The 19,698-nt window shown below is 48.4% G+C and carries 17 protein-coding genes; 6 read left to right on the top strand and 11 right to left on the bottom strand.

All coding sequences use genetic code 11. The features are described from left to right. Positions 1–690, bottom strand: coding sequence for a response regulator (locus tag ACO0LH_RS20255; protein ID WP_422942952.1), 690 nt, complete (start codon positions 688–690; stop codon positions 1–3). 208 nt (positions 691–898) lie between these two features. On the opposite strand from ACO0LH_RS20255, the gene ACO0LH_RS20250 reads away from it, so the two are divergent. Both ACO0LH_RS20250 and ACO0LH_RS20245 read left to right on the top strand, forming a co-directional pair. Further along, complete coding sequence (locus ACO0LH_RS20250) at positions 899–1,621, top strand: hypothetical protein (protein ID WP_422942951.1); 723 nt, start codon at positions 899–901, stop codon at positions 1,619–1,621. 163 nt (positions 1,622–1,784) lie between these two features. Then, positions 1,785–2,579: a GNAT family N-acetyltransferase gene (locus ACO0LH_RS20245; RefSeq protein ID WP_422942950.1), complete on the top strand. Its 795-nt coding sequence runs from the start codon at positions 1,785–1,787 to the stop codon at positions 2,577–2,579. Between the two features lie 30 nt (positions 2,580–2,609). Here the strand turns inward: ACO0LH_RS20245 and ACO0LH_RS20240 are convergent, their stop codons facing one another. The 10 genes from ACO0LH_RS20240 to ACO0LH_RS20195 form a co-directional block, all read right to left on the bottom strand. Next, the gene (locus ACO0LH_RS20240) at positions 2,610–3,551 is read right to left on the bottom strand and encodes an exopolyphosphatase (protein WP_422942949.1); all 942 of its coding nucleotides are present in this window, start codon (positions 3,549–3,551) and stop codon (positions 2,610–2,612) included. Positions 3,552–3,817: 266 nt separating this feature from the next. Continuing rightward, positions 3,818–4,237 carry a type IV pilin protein gene (locus tag ACO0LH_RS20235; RefSeq protein WP_422942948.1) on the bottom strand — a complete coding sequence of 140 codons (420 nt, stop codon included), beginning with the start codon at positions 4,235–4,237 and terminating at the stop codon, positions 3,818–3,820. Positions 4,238–4,248: 11 nt separating this feature from the next. Further along, on the bottom strand, positions 4,249–4,587 hold the full coding sequence (locus ACO0LH_RS20230) for a DUF5666 domain-containing protein (RefSeq protein WP_422942947.1): 339 nt from the start codon (positions 4,585–4,587) through the stop codon (positions 4,249–4,251). A 13-nt stretch (positions 4,588–4,600) separates the two neighbouring features. After that, positions 4,601–7,966, bottom strand: a complete 3,366-nt coding sequence (locus ACO0LH_RS20225) for a pilus assembly protein (protein WP_422942946.1) — start codon at positions 7,964–7,966, stop codon at positions 4,601–4,603. Between the two features lie 10 nt (positions 7,967–7,976). Further along, on the bottom strand, positions 7,977–8,549 hold the full coding sequence (locus tag ACO0LH_RS20220; protein ID WP_422942945.1) for a pilus assembly PilX family protein: 573 nt from the start codon (positions 8,547–8,549) through the stop codon (positions 7,977–7,979). Beyond that, positions 8,549–9,622 (bottom strand): PilW family protein, encoded by a 1,074-nt coding sequence (locus tag ACO0LH_RS20215; protein WP_422942944.1) that lies wholly within the window; start codon positions 9,620–9,622, stop codon positions 8,549–8,551. Before ACO0LH_RS20215 ends, ACO0LH_RS20220 begins: the two co-directional genes overlap by 1 nt. Next, complete coding sequence (gene pilV, locus ACO0LH_RS20210; RefSeq protein ID WP_422942943.1) at positions 9,619–10,134, bottom strand: type IV pilus modification protein PilV; 516 nt, start codon at positions 10,132–10,134, stop codon at positions 9,619–9,621. Before pilV ends, ACO0LH_RS20215 begins: the two co-directional genes overlap by 4 nt. Before the next feature lie 9 nt (positions 10,135–10,143). Continuing rightward, positions 10,144–10,701, bottom strand: a complete 558-nt coding sequence (locus ACO0LH_RS20205) for a GspH/FimT family pseudopilin (RefSeq protein ID WP_422942942.1) — start codon at positions 10,699–10,701, stop codon at positions 10,144–10,146. A 257-nt stretch (positions 10,702–10,958) separates the two neighbouring features. After that, positions 10,959–11,639 (bottom strand): Fe2+-dependent dioxygenase, encoded by a 681-nt coding sequence (locus ACO0LH_RS20200; RefSeq protein ID WP_422942941.1) that lies wholly within the window; start codon positions 11,637–11,639, stop codon positions 10,959–10,961. Between the two features lie 80 nt (positions 11,640–11,719). Further along, entirely contained in the window at positions 11,720–13,990 is a 2,271-nt protein-coding gene (locus tag ACO0LH_RS20195; RefSeq protein WP_422942940.1) for a catecholate siderophore receptor Fiu, read from the bottom strand. 505 nt (positions 13,991–14,495) lie between these two features. On the opposite strand from ACO0LH_RS20195, the gene gnd reads away from it, so the two are divergent. The 4 genes from gnd to ACO0LH_RS20175 are packed head-to-tail and all read left to right on the top strand — an operon-like array spanning position 14,496 to position 19,698. Then, the gene (gnd, locus tag ACO0LH_RS20190) at positions 14,496–15,548 is read left to right on the top strand and encodes a phosphogluconate dehydrogenase (NAD(+)-dependent, decarboxylating) (protein ID WP_422942939.1); all 1,053 of its coding nucleotides are present in this window, start codon (positions 14,496–14,498) and stop codon (positions 15,546–15,548) included. Next, the gene (locus ACO0LH_RS20185; protein WP_422942938.1) at positions 15,545–16,318 is read left to right on the top strand and encodes an HAD family hydrolase; all 774 of its coding nucleotides are present in this window, start codon (positions 15,545–15,547) and stop codon (positions 16,316–16,318) included. Before gnd ends, ACO0LH_RS20185 begins: the two co-directional genes overlap by 4 nt. A gap of 33 nt (positions 16,319–16,351) precedes the next feature. Next, a complete protein-coding gene (gene tal / locus ACO0LH_RS20180; protein ID WP_422942937.1) occupies positions 16,352–17,494 on the top strand; it encodes a transaldolase in 1,143 nt (380 codons plus the stop codon). Further along, the gene (locus ACO0LH_RS20175; protein ID WP_422942936.1) at positions 17,491–19,698 is read left to right on the top strand and encodes a transketolase family protein; all 2,208 of its coding nucleotides are present in this window, start codon (positions 17,491–17,493) and stop codon (positions 19,696–19,698) included. Before tal ends, ACO0LH_RS20175 begins: the two co-directional genes overlap by 4 nt.

Raw genomic sequence — 19,698 nt, 5'->3', positions numbered from 1 at the left:
TTAATCCCAGGCAGACGGGCTAAACAGATACCCTTCTCCCCAGACAGTTTTAATCTTGTCGGCATGCGGGTCATCAAATTTGCGCCGCAAGCGGGAAATTTTATTGTCTATGCTACGATCCAGCCCATCAAATTCTATGCCACGCATTTCTATCAAAATATCATTGCGCGACAATACCTTGCCGGCAGCCTGGGCCAGCACCAGCAATAATTTATATTCCGCACTGTTCAGAAGCACAGTCTCGTTGCGCCAGAATACCGTGCGGTCGCTGCGGCACAAGCGGAAAGCGCCAAAAACCAGGTCATCATTTTCATCAACAGCAGGCACTTCTTTTACACGTCTCACCAGGGCACGCAAGCGCGCAAGCAATACTCTGGGCTGCACCGGTTTATTGACATAATCGTCGGCCCCTTGCTCCAGGCCGGACACTTCATCATATGCGTCTTCACGGGCGGTCAAAATCAGAATTGGTACGGCATTGATGGCCCGTATCTGGCGGCATACCACCATGCCGTCAAGGCCTGGCAACATCAGATCAAGTACCACGATATCTGGCAAAGTTTGCTGGAAATGTGCCAACGCGATATCGCCACGACTGACAATATCAACGGTAAATTCATATTCGCCAAGATACTCGGCCACCAGACTGGCGAGCTTGGCATCATCTTCAACCAGCATTACACGAAACATATCCTCTCCTTTGACCGCATTGTAGTTGAGGCAGTCAAGAAATTGCGAAAAATGCCAGGCAAAACGAAGAGCACTTACAATTTTTAGACAATTTCAATGGCGTCACTAATACAAATTTAAGACAAATATCTGACACTTTGAGACTGACTTGCAGCGATGAGATCGTTATTCTCTCTCGCAGTTCATGTTTTCAATAAAAGGTTATGCAATGAAATTCAGTATTCGTGCGGTCTCCGCCCTTACTACCGCTATTCTGCTCAGTGCCTGTGGTGGTGGCAGCAGCAATTATGTGCCAGCGCCACTGCCTGTACAACTAAGTATAGATTTCAACACAGAACCTGTTGGCTGGATATCAGGTACATCGGATTTTTCCACCTCAACCAAACCCGTGGATATGCTGACTGAATATCGTGTCCTGCCCTTACCGTTTTCTGGCAAGGCTTTATATACGTTTGGGACCAACAAGAGCGACGACCTGTTCATCTATATCAAAAAGAAATACACCGGCTTTGCGCCCAATACACAGTACGCGCTGCGCTTCCAAACCACCATAGTAAGCAATGTCGCGAGTGGCTGTTTTGGTGTAGGTGGCTCGCCTGGTGACAGCGTCTGGGTATTTGCCGGTGCGTCTGCGACTGAACCTCTGACGGTGCAAAAGGGAGAAGAGTTCACCATGAACATCGATCGCGGCGGGCAATCTGGCTCTGGTAAATTTGCTCAGGTGCTGGGTACGATAGGTAATGCCAGCACAGATTGCGGGCAGGCGCCGTATATGGAAAAGAAATTGACCAACCAGGCAGATTTGAATGTGACGACGGATGCCAACGGTAGCTTGTGGCTCTTGTTTGGCATGGATTCTGGCTTCGAGGCGGCAAGCCATATATATTACAAAAATATAGTCGTCAATGCAGAACCGGTCGCCGGCAAATAAATAGCGCATACATGCCCTGATCCAGCAGGAACAGTCCAGGCTTATTACTGCCTGACTATGCCTTATCGCTAGATTCTTAAATGAAGCGTGTCATGTAACTGTACGTCGGCTCGCGAGCCAAGTAAAATCATTGTTTCCAAGGATTACTGAAAATGATTTACCGATGTCAGCACAATTGCCCCCTGTATCGAACACCACAGATCTACATTCTGAAACTGAGCTGAAACTGGCTGGCGAATTGAGCACCCAGCCGGAAACGCTGCGCCAGTTATCCAGATCGGCGTCAGGCAAGGTACGTGCTGCCGTGGCAATGCATGCTCATACGCCGGATGACATTTTACAAACCCTGATGAATGACCAGAACCCAGAAGTCATTTTCAATTTGAGAAAACGAGGCTGTAAATTAAAACCCGTTTATCTGAAACCGCAGGAAATTATTGGCAACAAACTGCGCCTGCGCAATGCGGGTATTAATGATGCACGATTTATTATCAGTCTGCGCACCGACGCAACGAAGGCGAGATTTCTTTCTGCAACTTCACCTGATGTGGAACAGCAAGTACGCTGGCTGGAAAAATATGCACTTGATACAAATCAAATTTATTTCATCATACAAAATGCAGAACGGGAAAATATAGGCACTGTGCGCTTGTATGACCAGCAAGCGAACTCATTTTGCTGGGGTTCGTGGATCATACAAGCAGGTGCAGCCAATAGCAGTTCTATAGAATCGGCATTGCTGGTCTATCACTTTGCGTTGGCACTGGGGTTTGAACAGGCACATTTTGATGTGCGCAAGGGTAATGAATCTGTCTGGAAATTTCATGAGCGCTTTGGTGCACAAAAAATCCGTGAGACAGCAGAAGATTTTCATTACACCCTCAATGCTGACGCCATCCGTAAATCGCTGGAAAAATACGCGAAATTCTTACCCGATGGCATACAGGTCCTGTTCTGAACAAACACCCGCAGGCCATCGTGGGCGCTGTCAGCCATCCTGATTAATTCTGGCGATCAGCGTCGCCAGCACTTGCTCGGCTCTGTCATTTTCTACCTGGCAGGTACCTGCATTTTCATGTCCACCACCACCGAATTCAAGCATCAATGGTCCAATGTTCGTATTCGAAGTGCGGTTCAAAATCGACTTACCGGTGGCAAATACCGTGTTTTGATTCTTTAAACCCCACAAGACATGGATGGAAATATTCGTTTCCGGAAACAAGGCATAAATCAAAAACCGATTTCCTGCGAAAATCGTCTCTTCATGTCGCAGATCCAATACCACCAGATTTTGGTGCACGCTTGCGCACCGCCGTATTTGCTCCTTACACTTTTCTTCATGCTCAAAATACAGATCAACACGTTCCTTGACGTCTGGGTTCTGCATGATTTCAGCAATGCTTTGTGTCTTGCACAAAGCGATCAATTCCATCATCAGATTGTAATTCGAGATTCTGAAATCCCGGAACCTCCCCAGGCCAGTACGGGCATCCATCAGAAAATTCAATAAATCCCAGCGTTCAGGATGCAAAACCTCCTGGCGATTGAACTGCGCTGAATCCCCTTTATCGACGGCGGCCATCATCTCATTCCAGGATGCGGGGAAAGCTTTCAAACCACCGTAGTAGTTATACACCACGCGCGCGGCAGAAGGTGCGTCAGGCTCGATAACATGCTTGCCAGCATCCACGTCCGTATTGCGCAAGGCTTCTGACAGATGATGATCAAACGCCATATGTATGCCTGCGACATAAGGCAAATTGGTGCTGATATCATTTTCACTCACCACAATCTTGCCGTCCTGCATGTCTTTAGGGTGAACGAAAAGGATGTCTTCGATCATATCCAGATGCTGAAGCAGCACTGCACATACCAGTCCGTCAAAGTCACTGCGTGTTATGAGGCGAAATTTTTTGGAATTTGCAGACATGAATACTCCCCCAGTAGTGGTTTATTCGAGATGTGGAGCCAGGACAGATGCCAAACCCTTGCTCATACGGTAAATGTAATCATTTTTACAAACGCCGTCTATGTCCAATTTGAAAAATGAAAACTGAATCATTGGCGTGAATCATATACCTCAACCGGGTTTTAGTTCAGCCACAAAAAAAATGCCGCAAAAAGCGGCATTTTTACAAACCATATCAGACAGTGAAATTCTGCCAACTTACAGCAAAAAATAAACAAGCCTCACGATTACTTCCATACATTTTCATCTGCTGAGAATGAACTGTCATTGTTCTTATCCCAGCGTTTTGCACCTGTAGAGTCAATTTCCAACATGCCATTTCCAACCTGGTTTCCTGTGGGCGTTGCACGCAACGTGAACGTCTGAGCAGTAGCAGCCTGTATGGCAATAGTATAGTAAGCAGTACCAGTTCTGGGCGAATTCGCAAATGGCAAAGTCGGATTGCTACCGCCTGGCGTATAGGTTAATGCAGGTGTATGAATGCCCTCCATAAACCTAGCCAGCTCCATCAGGTCAGCTTGTGCAGTAGAACGTCGGCTCGCTTTGACATTACTTTGATAACTGGTCAAAGCAACACCAGAAACTATGCCAATAACGACAACAGCAACCATTATCTCAACCAGAGTGAAACCTGCATTTTTTTTCATAAATAAGCCTCTTATTTTCCACTTGGCTGCTGCATTACCCAAATGCTCTTAGCAGTAAGTATTTGTCCCGGTTTTTTCTCTGCGTCAATTTTGACGCGCGTACCCTTTTGTATATTGGAGGCCGGAACAGTTTTATTACCGGATTGAATCACCGTTGTTGGCGTGATCGCATAAGTTGTCTGATCTACCGTAATTGTCTTCCTAGATGTATCAACACTCTGCACATAAGAAGAAGATACGTTGCCAGTATTTTGCTTTAGCAGATCAATGTCCGCTTGTGTCGTGCTTGCAAAGGCCGATGCAACGCAGATAGTAGCCAAACCACCTATTATTAAAGATTGTCGTTTCATACCAGCCTCCTGATTATTGCTGAATTTGACGCCACATGACGCGTTTTTGGGTGATTGCCGCTTTTTCAGTTTGATTACCAATACTGCCGTCAGACTGGCTAGTTAGTTTTTTCTCTTTCGCCGAAACAACGCCGCCGCCGCCGCCGCTGGTATTACCGCCGGTATTGCCGGTATTACCATATGATACACCCTGCTTGTTGATCACCCTTGGAGTCGACGGTATTGAAGCGGTTTGAACACCAGCGGTAGCCATATCAGAGGATGAAAACTCTGTTGTCGATGTTGTCGGGAATATAGGGTCAGAAATCATATTCCCGGTGACAGAATCCAATTCCATAATCCAGCCGCTCCCACCAGCCGCGCAAGGATCTGTACTTGGGATCAGGGTAGAAAATACGATATTACTATCATTCAACAACGGGTCGGTCACTTGACGTTCACCACTGGTTGGTAAGTCAGTATACCAACCCTTTTTGGCACCCGTCGTGTACATCGTCGCCGCAATCGCATTCGAAGTGCTGGTGCGGAAAGTACCAGAAACAGTGGTTGATGTACTAGTGCTAATAGTTTGACCTTGCAAGACGCTACGTCCACTGACCGTCGCACCATTGTCCCAGATACCATAAAAACTTTGCTGTGAAGTATCTGTCAAGTCGGGGACGCCCAGATATTGACCCGTACCGAAATACACCATATACCCAGATACTGGATTTCTACCTACAGTAATTTTCCCAGTTATCGGCTGCAATTTATTGGTCGAATCTTTTGCAATAAACAGCGGCAAAGGTGCAAGAACTGTACCAAACGACGGCCCCCAAGCTGCTGGCAAAGTGCTGGTCACATCAAATTTCCAGACGTTCCCTTGCAAATCGCCTGCGTAAATATAATCTACAACAGAATCACCATTAACGTCCACAGGTGTAACACTGCCTATGCCGTTTGGTGTCGAAGCTGAACCTGTATTGGTATACAGTTTTTTGATCAAGGCACCAGTCTGGATATCAACAATATAGATGGCAGCATTACCAGTTGCGCTGGCTTTGCCGTCAGCAATCGTATTATTATAGCCATTACCAAATATGGCTGCCCATTTGCCATTGGCCATCTTGACTATCATAGGTTGTGTATAGCTATAGCCGAGATCATATTCGATGCCGTCATCGGCATCATTAAACTCCCACAAGACAGTGCTTGCAGCATTGGCTTCGCTAAAATTAGAGGGGTCAGTGACATCGAGTGCAAAAATACCTTGACCACCACCGCGTAGGCTTCCAACCAACACAGAGTGCCATGCACCGCCGTAGAATACATCTCCGACATTCGGAGAACCATCTACAAAAAATCGGTGCGCATAGCTAGGATCAGTCAATTTTGATAGATTGGAATAGACCTGCGTTGGTACGTATGCAATCTTTTCAGAGCCATCTAGAGCACTGAAGCCATGAAGCATACCATCATTAGCGCCTACATAAACCATGGGCGTGCGTCCCGCCTTGTTTTGCGCAAATGTGACATATTTAGCTGATTCCAGACTATTGGGATAAGTAAAAGGTGGCTTCCCCACGTAGACAGAGTTCGAGTCAACAATATCACCCAATACGCTACGAGTACGGGCTCGGAATAATGGGCTGGCGCCCTCGTTTGTTCTGTCTCCGCGAATATACTGCAAGCGCAATTGTCCTTGCGCATCGGCTGTACCAGATGCGTTTTTATTTAACGCTGTAACCTGACTTAAATTGATCTCTGTCGAAGTTGGCGCAGCCGGGTTAGAAGGCCAGCGAAATGCAACACCACGCCCTGTAGCATTGGTGGTAGTCAAATTATTAGTAAGAATGATACGCCCGGAATTCCAGTTTTGTCCGTTTAAGACCTGTCCAGCATCCCAACTCAACGCTCCTATCCCACCTGTTGAAGTGACTGGATAAGACAACAATTGACCTGACCAGTCTATGCTACTGAATTTACCCTGGAAAAGTGCAGAGCCACTATTGATTTGCGTAGAATTCAAAGACACAGCAGATGCCGAGCCAACCTGCGCAGTGATATTGTTGGCAATCGCCTGGATCGCATTTGAGAATGCAGTAGGATCCGACGCCAAAAAAGCGCTGCCAGTACCGCCAGCCCCAGCCATAGAATTTAGTCCAGACACGGCAGTAGGATTTTGTACCGTATCACCCAAGCCAACCACATAAGTTTTTATGTCAGGATTAGCGATAGTTGGCGGTGGCGTTGTATTACGCAATGCCGCAATCGCTGCCACGGTATCATTCAAAGGTTTGTTTGCCGCCCGATCAGCAGCAGTATACTGTGCGCCAGTGTTAGTCGCTGTCGCCATCCCATCGGTCACCAGCATTACAAAGTTTTTCTGGCATGCATATTGTACCGGCGACGAGCCACCAGTAAAGTAAGTCTTTACAGACTGCAAAGTGCCTGGCAACGGTGTAAAGGTGGAATTATTCTTGATTTCAGAACTACCGGTGTTACTTGTTTCGGTAGCCAGATAAGACATCAGGTTATTGTAATGTGCGGTGCTATCAGCAATAACTGCTTCGTTTAATTTACCCTTGCCAGAGTTTGTACCACCATAACCCCAAGCGCGGGGAATATAAACCTGGCGAGTGATAGGAGGGTTTGAAGGCACATAGCCGGCATCAGTTTCACTAAATGTTTGCGCGCCTGCACCTAATGGGTTACCTGTAAAATCGCCAAGATTCCAGGAAGTCGTCACATTATGTTTGCCGCGAAAATAATAACTCTTACCCGCGCCATTATTAATTCCCCAGATCACCGAACAATAATTCAGCCCACCCACATTTACAACATTACATTCATTCGAACCAGCATTCGGTGATGAGGTATAGAGTACGTCATTGATTGAAGCATCGTCGCCGGACGAATCATAAGTGATGTAACTGGCTCCGGCAAACGGCTGGGGATTGGTGATACAGGGTTTTCCGCCCGAAGTTTTGAGTGGCGACCCAGAACAGCCATCGGTAAATGTCATACCTGCATCACTACCAAGAAAGTAGGCATAAGTCACATAAAAGTTACTGCTGGTGACGTCGAAAGACATCAAACCCCATTTAAAGGCAGTGCGATAATTGGTGATGGTATCGCGCATGACCGAACGCGCTATGTTCGACCTGGTCGTTGCGTCATCACCGGCAATCAGCTTACCTGCCATGGTGCCGTCCATCGACTCAGAATTATCCAGTACTACCAGCACATTGGGCAACACGGCATTCGTGACAAACAAAGGTGTCTGCGATAACACTATCGGCGACGCGCCCACTACAGGTGAATTCAGCAGTGCCATAACGCCGGCCAGAATTGCCGGTGAACGTAATTTTACTAATAGGTTGTTACTTGGCTTATTCATGATTGCTCCATCATTTCAGATAAACGGACTGCAAAAGAACTTGTGCAGATGGGGTGGATCCCCAGGCCTTTACCGTAATCCGATAAGTAGCTTGCTTGGGACCAGGTAGCCCCCCCACATCTAGGGCACCATTGTCTATATTTTGCGCAGTTAATTCGATAATGTATCTCGGTTGCTGGCTGACATCACCTGCGGTCTGAGAATAAGGCAGCGTCCGGCTTGCGTTGTTCCAGACGTCCATGGTCGCATCACTCCAAACCGGTGTCGAAGTTGCAGAAGGCAGACACAAGCCGCCCGTACAATCAGCTGCAAAATTCGATGTAGGTGTCAAGTAGGTATCGACATAAAGCTCGGCATCACGCAATGCAGATTCTGCCGTTTGAAACGCCACGTCTTGATCGCGGTAATTACCTGCGCCTTTTTCTTGTAAAATATTCATTTGCATAGCACTGATACCTATCATTGCTAGCAAGCCCACCAGCACGAGTACGACTGCCAGTGAAATACCTCTTTGATTTGCCAGGCTATTAGCACGCGCATAAGACACATTGTCTCTAGTTTTAAAAAGTTTAATTTGATGCATCACAAAACTCTATTTCGCAAGTTAATAGTTGTGGTAAAAGAGTTGCGCAACCTCTTGTCGGTTGCCGTCACCGACGCTGAATTGAAAATGTAAGTCTGGTTAATAGTACTGACATTGTCACTGGGTGAGCGCACAAGAACATTAATCCTGACGCTAACTACCTTGGTCATATCTATGCCGGTATCATTTGCGGCCAGATAATAATTGGGAGAATAATCGCGTTTGGTATTGTCCACTCCAACAGTAGGATCCATACCATATACAATTTTAAGTCTTTCCACATTCTGTACCAACTCTTCAGGTGCGTTCGTACCAACTATGCGCCATAACGACGGACCGGTATTGAACTGACTAGGAGCGACATAAAACGTCGTGGTAACTAATTTGTAGACATCCGCTCCACTTGGATAATTTTTAAACAGGGCAGTATCCACATTGCCCGGCGTACCACTAGTAGTATGTGCCAAAGTACCTGAGGCATCGGGGGTACCAGACACCTGGAAAATGGTTGTCGAGCTACAATCTGAAATCGCCAGCACATCACCAGCGGCAAAACCATTTTGAGTATTAACCGTAACAGCATCTGTTACTGTTGTCATAAATGGTGCTACCACTGTAGCAGGATCGCCCGTAGCACCACGCACAGTAATAATATCGCTGGTTTTATCTGCATTGCTTGGAATAGGCAGATCTGTAGGGATTGTAGGCGACCAATCTGAAGTTATTCCTGTGTAACCTACCAATTGCGCACTCAGCGGGTCAGTCCCAAAAGTGTACGCATAGGACGCTGCTGGATTAACCTTGTTCACGAAAGACTTAGATTTCACCACCGTCCAATCTGACCGGCAACCAAAATCGCTAGTCGTCCGCACGGTTCTACCCAGAATTCCAAGGGCTGTACGTCCCGCCTCCTGAATACTTGTCTGTTCTTGCTGAACAGAAAAACCCTTAGAACTAAAAGCAAAAATTGACGCTGCCACCATGGAAATAACCAACCCCAAAGTCAAAGCTATCATTAATTCAATGATAGTCAACCCTTGTTGGTAATGTTTGGAAAAAAAGTTATTTTTCATGGCTGAAAATTAATCACAAAGAATTGAGTTGCAGTGCCGTTACCATGGGTATCATCCCATTGAAGTTTTACGCTGTAGGATGAACCAGTGTTGGAACAAGCAGTGGCATAGGTCTTAGATTGTGGATTAGCGGTATTGTCTAGACAAACCATGCCAACACCACCGGGTAGCAATTGAGAATTGGCAGTATTCCATTCAAACATATCATGTTTTGCCATATCTTCTGCAGTGCAAGGTGTAGCGGCAGTAGTACAACCAGGATCAGAAGGAATGCCAGAGGTAGCAGCATATGTAGGAAGCGCGCCACGATTTGAACGCATGCGATCCACCATGTCAGAAACTTGTGCTATCGCAATGGATCTGAGTTTAGAGCTGGCATTGAGGCGCATACCCGCAATTTGCAAACCAGCATTTGCCAACGCAGCCATCGACAGTATCAAGATCGCGACTAGAACTTCCAGCATGGACACACCGGCCATTTGTTTAAGCGACGCCATTTTATTTTTTTTCATACCAAGACCTTAAGGGCACGCGGCAGTGCGGTTAGCATTGATAAGGCCACTCAAAAGTACGGAATAAGCCGTCCCCGAATTACCACCCAAGCTGCTATCACAAATCTTTACTACGCCTGCTATTCCAACCTCGCCAAGCGAATTAAATTGAATAATCCCGCCAGTCTTGAAATTTGTCACACTAATTACGGTCGTCCCTGTGACAGGTCCCCTAACTTGTAAGACCTGATCCTTGCCAGATGTCACTATACCGTCTCCATTATCATCGTAAAAAATAATGCGCCCCGAATTCCACGAACCACCAGTACAAGTGGCGCCATCTGAACTTGCGCATACACTGACTCTGCGGGTTTTATTTTCAGTACTACTTTTTTTGGCCATACCTTTTGCATAAGCCAAGTCAGAGGAAAATGAGGTAGCTTCTGAGGTAACCCTTGCGCGTTGCATGGAGCGCTGGAAGCTAGGATAAGCGATGGCAGTCAATATGGACATAATGACCAAAGTAACCATTAGCTCTACCAAAGAGAACCCGGCAAGCTTACTTACACGTTTTGCGCGATTATTCATGAAATTACTTATTTGCCAAATGTGAACGATATGGAGATTCTAGCCATTAATCTGACTATAAGACAGAAAATATAAATTGGCGAAGGGAAACTGTTGATCGGCCGTTTTTGCCCGATGAACGGCTTGTAAATAAGCTTATGTCACCACAATTGATACGGTTGGAAATTATCTTTTTATTATTGCAACATTTTAATATTATCTAAAATGCAATCAAATTATCCGGTCACCCATCAAAACCACCGGCAAGCATCTGCGCATCAAGTCTCTGCCCACATGCGTAAAAGGTTATGGTACTGCCCTGTCAGCCCAAGCACTTCCTGGCTGTCGCCTAACTGGCTGCGCAGGCTGGTAATGGTTTGATCCATTTCAAACAGCATGGTGCGGCGTGCATCGTCACGTATCATGCTTTGCGTCCAAAAAAAGGAACAGACACGCTCGCCGCGGGTGACTGGCAAGACCTGATGCAAGCTGCTGGACGGATACAAAATCAAGTCTCCGGCAGGCAATTTGACCTCATGCGTACCGTAGGTATCAACCACTTCCAACTCGCCACCGTCATATTCATCAGGCTCACAGAGAAAAAGCGTCGACGACACGTCAGTGCGCAGACTATAGGTGGCATCTGACACCGGCCGCACAGAGCCATCCACATGCAAGCCGTAGTGCTCGCCACCCGCATAAGAATTAAACAGTGGTGGCACGATACGCAAAGGCAGGACAGCGGCAAAGAACAAGGGGCTGCGCTTCAGGGCTGCCAGCACAATACTTCCCAATTCCTGCGACAGGGGCGAATGCTCAGGCAATTGCCGGTTGCGTTTAACTCTTGCGCCCTGCTCGCCTACGGTTTGTTTTCCATCTATCCAGTCACTAGCATCAAGTCTGCGACGCATTTCAATAACTTGTTCACGACTAAGTACGCCAGGTATATGTAACATCATGATTTGCTTACTCCAACAAAAAGCCCCTCTGAAACAGAGGGGCTGATTAAACCATTCGTCTGAATGACTAAAATATTACATCAGAACTTGATGTTCGCCGTCAGACTGGCCGCTCTTGGTGCGCCCGGTGTGTAACGATATCCACTCTTGTTGATGGCAGCAACATAGGTTTTATCGGCCAGGTTGCTGATATTCAATTGCAAATCAATATTTTTATTCACTGCATAACTGGCCATCGCATCGAATACCCAATAGGCTTCTGTCGAAGCGGGTGTGCCGATCGCGCTATCTGTACCACGCAACAGTGCATCGACAAAACGTGCACCACCACCCAGTTTCACGCCCATTGGCAATTGATAAGATGTCCAGGCAGTAAAGGTCTGTTTAGGCGCATAAGCCAGGTTATTCAAACCGTTGGCAGTCACCAGTGGACCGGCCTCTACGCTGGTATCCATTCTGGCATAACCGGCACTGACCAGCCAGTTACGGTTAATCGCACCTGTCAGACCTAGCTCTACGCCTTGGACACGCTTTTTACCAGTCTGGTAATACAACAGATCAGTCAGGTTTTGCACCACATCGTTGGAAACTTCAGTGCGATAAATCGCAGCTGTGAAAGACAGTTTTTGTTCCAGCAAATCCCACTTGGCACCAATTTCAGTATTTTTGGTTTCTTGCGGATCAAATTTCGGATTCGCCGCACTGTTTACTGCGGTGCTCAACGCAAAGTTGGAACCGCCCGGTGGTTGCTTGGATGTGGAATAAGAAGCATAAACACTGCTGTCTTTGGTAGGTTTATACAAAGCACCCAATTTGAAATTGACCAGATTGCCATTCAAATTCAGATTGGTTGGTACCAGCGTGCCGACCGGCAGCGTTGGATTGCTGGTCGCCGTTGACAGGCTCGCAGCAGAATAATCTGTCGTGTAACGGTCAACACGGACACCGGCATTGGCTTGCCATTCCGGGCTGAATTTGATGGTATCAAATACGTAGGCGCTGGCCGTCGTTGTTGAACCACGGGTAAAGACAGCATTCCGTACCGGGTTCAAGCCTGTGATGGTGTCACGTGGATTTGGATTGTAGAAATTCGCCGCGGGTAATATGCCCAGGCCATCATTACCCCAGGTGTTTTGTTTTTCAGATGTGAATTCCAGACCACCCAATAAGGTATGCTTCAAACCAGAAAAATCGAGATCCGCAATCAGATTGGTCTGATTGGTCAATATCTCATTTACCTGATCCTTCAGTGTACGCGTACCACGTGCCAACGTCCAGGTAGACAAATCAGTCGTCGATGGTGTCAGCAAATTAGCCGCAGAACCCATGAAGGAAGTCAGCAAATAATGCTCGCTGGTCTTGCCATAACGTGCCGTATTGACCAGTTTTACAGTATTGCTGAAATCATGCTCCAGTTTTGCCGTAAACATATCCGCAGTGACTTTATCAAAGTCAGTGGCAGAGCCGTAAAAATTCTTTGGATCGACCTTGGGTGCGGTTGCCAAAAATGGACGCTTCGGGTCAGGGCTGCTATAGCCTGGCAAGCCCAGGGTTGGCACACCACCATCAGGCACATTATCCTGACTGACATGCAGGAAATTCAGGTAAAAACGTGTCGGGCCCTTCAGGCCAAATGCAAAAGTTGGCGCGACACCCCAGCGCTTGTTGTTGACTTCATTACGGCTGATACTGCCACTATCCTGATCCATCACATTCAGACGGAAGGCAGAGCCCTGCTCTGCACTGATGACTTTATTGAAATCAGCAGTCACACGCTTTTGTTTGCCACTGCCAAAGGTCGCAGAACCAAAGGTCGCATCATCCATGCCTGGCTGTTTGCTGATCAGATTAACGGAACCTGTTGGTGCACCACGGCCGCCATCTGTACCTGCAGGGCCTTTCAAAACATCAATCTGCTCGATGTTGAACAGGTCTCGCGAGATAGAGCCCAGGTCGCGTACGCCATCCACATAAATGCTGCTGGATGCGTCAAAACCACGCATGTAAATAGCGTCGCCCGTATTGGTGCTGCCATTTTCACCCAAGAAAAATGCGCCCACGCCTGGCGTATTGCGCAAGGCATCACTCAAAGTCAGCGCACCTTGCTGATCAATCAGCTCGCGTTTGATGACAGTAATGGTTTGCGTTGTATCAACCAGAGGCTGAGTATATTTCGGTGAAGCAGCCTTGTCAGCCTTGAATTCATTTTCAGTCTTTGCAGTGACTTTGACTTCTGGCAAGCTGGGCTCTGCGGCCTGGGCAGCCATTGGCAGCAAGATTGCGGCAGCAGCGGCGGTTGCGGTCAGATTAAAGCAAGCATGCATATGCTTGCGACTCTTGATATGGGCCATGATATTTCCGGAGAAAAATAAAAGAAAAAATACCGCTGGCTCTTCAGGGGAGTGAATGGCTGGGATTTAAAGTAAAAATTTGATGGCGAATTGTAACAAACGTAAAGATATCTGTAAACAAGAATCATTCTTATTATCATTATTCCAAACGATGCTATCTCATTACAGAAAATAGACAGCATGCTTTTACCCAAGGATAAGCAAAGGTCAAGGCAGCACGTTCAGGAATGAAATGAATAAGATACGCCTGGACATGATCTATCCATTCAGCAAAGAATGGCGCATTTGACTCCCGCGTTTCCTTATATCAGCTTCGGTGTCGGCTGGTACACCATCGCTTCAGCACTATCTGCCTCTTCAAACTCCCCGGTGTTCTTAGCCTTTCAGAGGCATTTACAAGCACGACGCACACATCGCCGAGTCGCAGTTCGTGCGCCAACGAACAGATAGTATTTTATTATCAGCGCAATCTGCGCATCAACGAGTACTGAAAAAAGGAATCGCGATGCAAATCGGCATGATAGGTTTGGGCCGGATGGGATCCGGCCTGGTTCGTCGCCTGTTAAGAAACGGTCACGATTGTGTAATACACGACACGCAAGATCTGGCGATGGCAAATTTAAAGGCCGAAGGTGCCAATACCGCCAAGTCGCTGCAAGACATGGTGTTGCAAATGTCGCTACCGCGGGCAATCTGGCTGATGTTGCCAGCAGGCAGGGTTGACGAGGTTCTGGCGACCCTGGTTCCCCTGCTTACTATGGGTGACATTATTATTGATGGGGGCAATTCCTACTATCGTGACGATATACGGCGCAGCGCAGAGTTACATGCGAAGGGCCTGCATTATCTGGACGTAGGAACCAGTGGCGGAGTCGCCGGTCTGGAACGCGGTTATTGTCTGATGATAGGTGGCAAAGCCAATATTGTCGAACATATGCGTCCGATATTTTCTGCCCTTGCGCCCGGTGTCGCGACGGCTGCGCGCACGCCTGATCGCGTACTGCAGATGCTTGCCGTCAGTGACGCAGAACAGGGCTTCTTGCATTGCGGTGACCATGGCGCAGGTCATTTCGTCAAAATGATACATAACGGCATCGAATACGGAATGATGGCGGCATATTCAGAAGGCTTGAATATTTTACGTCACGCCAACATCGGCAAGCTTGAAGTTAAGCCTGAACACGATGCCGAAACCACGCCCTTGCGCAATCCAGAGTTCTATCAATACGACATGAATTTACCTGATATAGCTGAAGTCTGGCGGCGTGGCAGCGTGATTAATTCCTGGCTGCTTGACCTGACCGCGTCAGCTCTGCTGAAAGATCCTGATTTGAACGCTTATGGTGGACAAGTTTCGGATTCGGGCGAAGGTAGATGGACCTTGCTTGCTGGCATAGAAGAAGCCGTGCCGATGAACGTGTTAAGTGCCGCCCTGTTTGAACGCTTTGCTTCGCGTGGTCGCGGTGATTTTTCAAATCGCCTGTTGTCTGCGATGCGAAGTGAATTCGGTGGGCATCTTGAAAAACCGAGTGCGTCTGCACCAGAGTCGAAAAAATGACGCCTGCCGAAAACGAGCATGCACTTCCAGAAATGCCGGTAAGAAAAGACCTGGTATTTTTAATTGACGTTGACAATACCTTGCTCAACAACGATCAAATTTTAACCGATTTCGGTCAGCACCTAGCTAAGGAATTTGGTTCTGCCAGGGCCGCCCGGTATTGGGAAATCTTCGAACAATTACGCGTTGATCTGGGTTACGCCGACTACCTCGGCGCATTGCAACTCTATCGCAATGATCCTGCATTTTTAACCGACAGTCAGCCCGGCAATACGCATGGCGCGAGCAACCAGGCTTTACTCAAAATGTCGAGTTTTCTGGTTGATTATCTTTTCGCACAACGTTTATACCCCTCTGCACTGGAATTGATAGCGCAGCTTGATACGATAGGCAGCACGGTCATTGTCTCTGACGGAGATGTTGTCTTTCAACCTCGAAAAATCTTGCGTTCAGGCCTATGGGATGCCGTGGGCGGTAAGGTGCTGATCTATATCCATAAAGAGAAAATGCTGGATGCCATATTGCAGCAATACCCAGGACAGCACTATGTCATGATCGACGATAAATTGCGCGTGCTGACGGCAATGAAAAAGATCATGCAAAATCGACTGACAACAGTGTTCGTCCGCCAGGGGCACTTTGCATTGGATAAAGACACGCTGGCCATGTATCCGCCAGCAGACATCAGCGTTGATTGCCTGGCAGATCTGATGGATTACAAATACAACGCGTTCGTCAGTTTTGACAGCCCGACAACCGTCACTTCATGACCTTTCAGTGCTTAAGAAGCCAATTGGAAAAATATGAATTCTCATACCAGCACATTGCATGATCTGGGTCAGCGTCTGTGGCTCGATAATATCAATCGTCAACTACTCACCAGCGGTACCTTGCAACGCTACATCCAGGAATACGCCATCACTGGCCTGACTTCAAACCCGACCATTTTCGAGCATGCAATCAGCGCTGGCGGCATCTATGACGATGCTATCGGGCGACTGGCTGCGGCCGGTTTATCTGGGGAAGAACTGTTCTTTGCGCTGGCGCTTGAAGACCTGACACAGGCTGCTGATTTGTTCAGACCTGTCCATGATGCCAGCAATGGCGTTGATGGCTGGGTTTCACTTGAAGTGTCGCCACTGCTGGCACACGACGCCGTCAATACAGTCAGGGCAGCGACGCATTTGCATACACAGGCAAAATTGCCAAACCTGTTTATAAAAATCCCGGGGACCGCCGCAGGTATTGAAGCGATTGAAGAAGCAATATTCAATGGCATTCCAGTCAATGTGACCTTACTGTTTTCAGCGGCACAGTATCTGGCGGCAGCCAACGCGTATTTGCGCGGCATGGAGAGACGCCAACTGGCCGGCCTGCACTTGCACGTTCCTTCAGTCGCATCGGTCTTTGTCAGCCGCTGGGATGTGGCCGTGAAGGAGGAAATTTCACCGCAATACCAAAACCGTCTTGGCATAGCAATTGCCATGCAATGCTATCAGGCACATTGCGAACTTCTACAGTCACAGCGCTGGCATCAACTTGCCGTAGCAGGTGTACCACCGCAACGACTGCTGTGGGCCAGCACCGGCACCAAAGACGCTAGCGCCCCAGACACCATGTACATTGAAGCACTGACGGCCGCAAATACCATTAACACGATCCCAGAGAAAACCCTGTTAGCCTTTGCCGATCATGGCAAGGCCGGAACAGCCCTGCCCGCCGATGGCGGTTATGCCATCTCAGTGCTGGAGGAATTCCGGCGCGAAGGCGTCGATCTTGAAACCCTGGCAGCACGCTTGCAAACTGAAGGTGTGGTGGCTTTTTCAGATTCCTGGCATGCATTGATGTCGGTCATTCTTGAAAAGAGCAGGCAACTTGAGAAAAAAAATGATGTGGCACCCATTACGCCGGGATCGGCATCAAAAGCAGGGAAACATCCGTCATGAATACAGGCGCCACTCACCAGGCCACCAAGATCAGTGGCACAACGCATCCGGGCTTGCTGGATGAACTCTGCATCAACACCTTGCGTACGCTTTCCATCGACATGGTGGAAAAGGCGAATTCGGGTCACCCCGGAACGCCTATGGGTGCAGCACCAACCGCTTATTGCATCTGGCAGCGCTACCTGCGATTTGATGCAGATGACCCTGCATGGCCCAATCGCGACCGTTTTGTACTGTCCGCCGGCCATGCCTCAGCCCTGCTCTACAGCATGCTGTATTTATGTGGTGTAAAGTCAAATGCAAATAATATCAATGCAAATAATATCAATGAAAATAATACCAATGAAAATAATGCGCATGACAATCTTGCCGTCAGCATGGCAGATCTGCAAAGCTTTCGTCAGGCTGGCAGCCGCTGCACAGGGCATCCGGAACACGGCTGGACTGCGGGGGTAGAAGCTACCACAGGGCCACTTGGTCAAGGTTTGGCGAACAGTGTTGGCATGGCAATTGCGCAACGCTGGCTGGCCGCCACCTACAACAGACCTGGCTATGCCCTGTTTGACTACAATGCTTACGCCTTGTGTGGTGATGGCGACATGATGGAAGGTATCAGTGCTGAAGCGGCCTCCCTGGCAGGCCATTTGGAATTGGCCAATCTTTGCTGGATTTACGACAGCAATCACGTCAGCATTGAAGGTACGACTGCAATCACCTTTACAGAAGATGTCGTAGCAAGATTTCGCGCCTATGGCTGGCAAGTCATCAGCGTAGCTGATGCGAATAACCTGGATCAACAGACCAGTGCCTTACAGCGTTTTGTTGACACCCAGGACAGGCCAACGCTGATCGTCGTGCAAAGTCATATAGGCTATGGTGCACCCCACAAGCAAGACAGCCGGGAGGCACATGGCGAACCACTTGGCATTGACGAAGCAAGACTGGCCAAACAGTTTTATCACATGGACCCGGATGCGCAATTTGCCGTACCTGACGGCGTGCAGGCACATTTCAGTGCGCAATTTGGTCAACGTGGCAAAGACGCCCATACCTCGTGGAATAGCTTGTTTGCCGACTATTGCCAGCAGCATCCACAACTCGCAAAACAAATTGATTGCATGCAGGCCGGTGAATTGCCAGACGGCTGGGATCTTGCCTTACCTGACTTTGCACCAGACGAAAAAGGGCTCTCCACGCGAGAAGCCTCGGGCAAAGTCTTGAATGCCATCGCCGCACACATGCCGTGGTTACTTGGCGGCGCAGCCGATCTGGCACCATCCACCAAGACAAATTTGAATTTTGACGCGGCAGGTGATTTTGAAGCCGTTGTCGCCATTGACAATGCCTACTTCAGCGCTGAACTGGGGAATGAATCTGCCAGTTATGCAGGACGAAATTTTCATTTCGGCATACGTGAACATGCCATGTGTGCTATCGCCAACGGCATGGCACTATCCAAGTTACGGCCTTTTGCAGCCAGTTTCTTTGTATTTACCGACTATGCTCGTGCGGCGATCCGCTTGTCTGCAATGATGGGCATGCCGGTCATTTATCTTTGGACGCATGACTCGATTAGCATGGGCGAAGACGGTCCTACTCACCAGCCTGTAGAGCAGCTCGCGTCATTTCGTGCCATGCCCGGCATGGTTTTACTTCGCCCGGCGGACGCGAATGAAGTGCTGGAAGCCTGGCGGGTGATCATGAAAATCAGTGATCGACCTTCCAGCCTGGTCTTGTCGCGGCAGGCATTGCCTACGATAGACCGACAAAAATACGCCAGCGCCAGTGGAGTCGCAAAGGGTGCCTATATACTCGCCGATGCGGTCGATGAAGGACCAGAAGTATTACTGCTGGGAACGGGAAGCGAAGTAGCACTCTGTATTGCCGCTTACGAGCAACTGAGCGCAGAAGGCATTCGCGCCCGCGTCGTCAGTATGCCATCCTGGGATCTATTTGAAAGCCAGAGCGAAGCTTATCGTGATCACGTATTGCCACCAGGCGTGCTGGCCCGGGTATCGGTTGAAGCAGCATCGGCATTTGGCTGGGAACGTTATACCGGCCAGCACGGCACGATGATATCCATGCAGTCGTTTGGCCTTTCCGCCCCGGGCAAAGTAGTCGAAACACATTTTGGTTTCGATGTCTCCCATGTCGTCGCGGCAGCCAGGGCGCAGGCATTACGTCATCGTTCATCTATCGGGTAA

The sequence above is a fragment of the Undibacterium sp. TJN19 genome, from assembly GCF_049339485.1.
Lineage (GTDB): Bacteria > Pseudomonadota > Gammaproteobacteria > Burkholderiales > Burkholderiaceae_D > Undibacterium.
This window is presented reverse-complemented; position numbering and strand designations above follow the sequence as displayed.

Coding starts and splice junctions, on each gene's coding strand:
- ACO0LH_RS20255 (WP_422942952.1), bottom strand. CDS start 690: ATGTTTCGTGTAATGCTGGTTGAAGATGATGCCAAGCTCGCCAGTCTG.
- ACO0LH_RS20250 (WP_422942951.1), top strand. CDS start 899: ATGAAATTCAGTATTCGTGCGGTCTCCGCCCTTACTACCGCTATTCTG.
- ACO0LH_RS20245 (WP_422942950.1), top strand. CDS start 1,785: ATGTCAGCACAATTGCCCCCTGTATCGAACACCACAGATCTACATTCT.
- ACO0LH_RS20240 (WP_422942949.1), bottom strand. CDS start 3,551: ATGTCTGCAAATTCCAAAAAATTTCGCCTCATAACACGCAGTGACTTT.
- ACO0LH_RS20235 (WP_422942948.1), bottom strand. CDS start 4,237: ATGAAAAAAAATGCAGGTTTCACTCTGGTTGAGATAATGGTTGCTGTT.
- ACO0LH_RS20230 (WP_422942947.1), bottom strand. CDS start 4,587: ATGAAACGACAATCTTTAATAATAGGTGGTTTGGCTACTATCTGCGTT.
- ACO0LH_RS20225 (WP_422942946.1), bottom strand. CDS start 7,966: ATGAATAAGCCAAGTAACAACCTATTAGTAAAATTACGTTCACCGGCA.
- ACO0LH_RS20220 (WP_422942945.1), bottom strand. CDS start 8,549: ATGCATCAAATTAAACTTTTTAAAACTAGAGACAATGTGTCTTATGCG.
- ACO0LH_RS20215 (WP_422942944.1), bottom strand. CDS start 9,622: ATGAAAAATAACTTTTTTTCCAAACATTACCAACAAGGGTTGACTATC.
- pilV (WP_422942943.1), bottom strand. CDS start 10,134: ATGAAAAAAAATAAAATGGCGTCGCTTAAACAAATGGCCGGTGTGTCC.
- ACO0LH_RS20205 (WP_422942942.1), bottom strand. CDS start 10,701: ATGAATAATCGCGCAAAACGTGTAAGTAAGCTTGCCGGGTTCTCTTTG.
- ACO0LH_RS20200 (WP_422942941.1), bottom strand. CDS start 11,639: ATGATGTTACATATACCTGGCGTACTTAGTCGTGAACAAGTTATTGAA.
- ACO0LH_RS20195 (WP_422942940.1), bottom strand. CDS start 13,990: ATGGCCCATATCAAGAGTCGCAAGCATATGCATGCTTGCTTTAATCTG.
- gnd (WP_422942939.1), top strand. CDS start 14,496: ATGCAAATCGGCATGATAGGTTTGGGCCGGATGGGATCCGGCCTGGTT.
- ACO0LH_RS20185 (WP_422942938.1), top strand. CDS start 15,545: ATGACGCCTGCCGAAAACGAGCATGCACTTCCAGAAATGCCGGTAAGA.
- tal (WP_422942937.1), top strand. CDS start 16,352: ATGAATTCTCATACCAGCACATTGCATGATCTGGGTCAGCGTCTGTGG.
- ACO0LH_RS20175 (WP_422942936.1), top strand. CDS start 17,491: ATGAATACAGGCGCCACTCACCAGGCCACCAAGATCAGTGGCACAACG.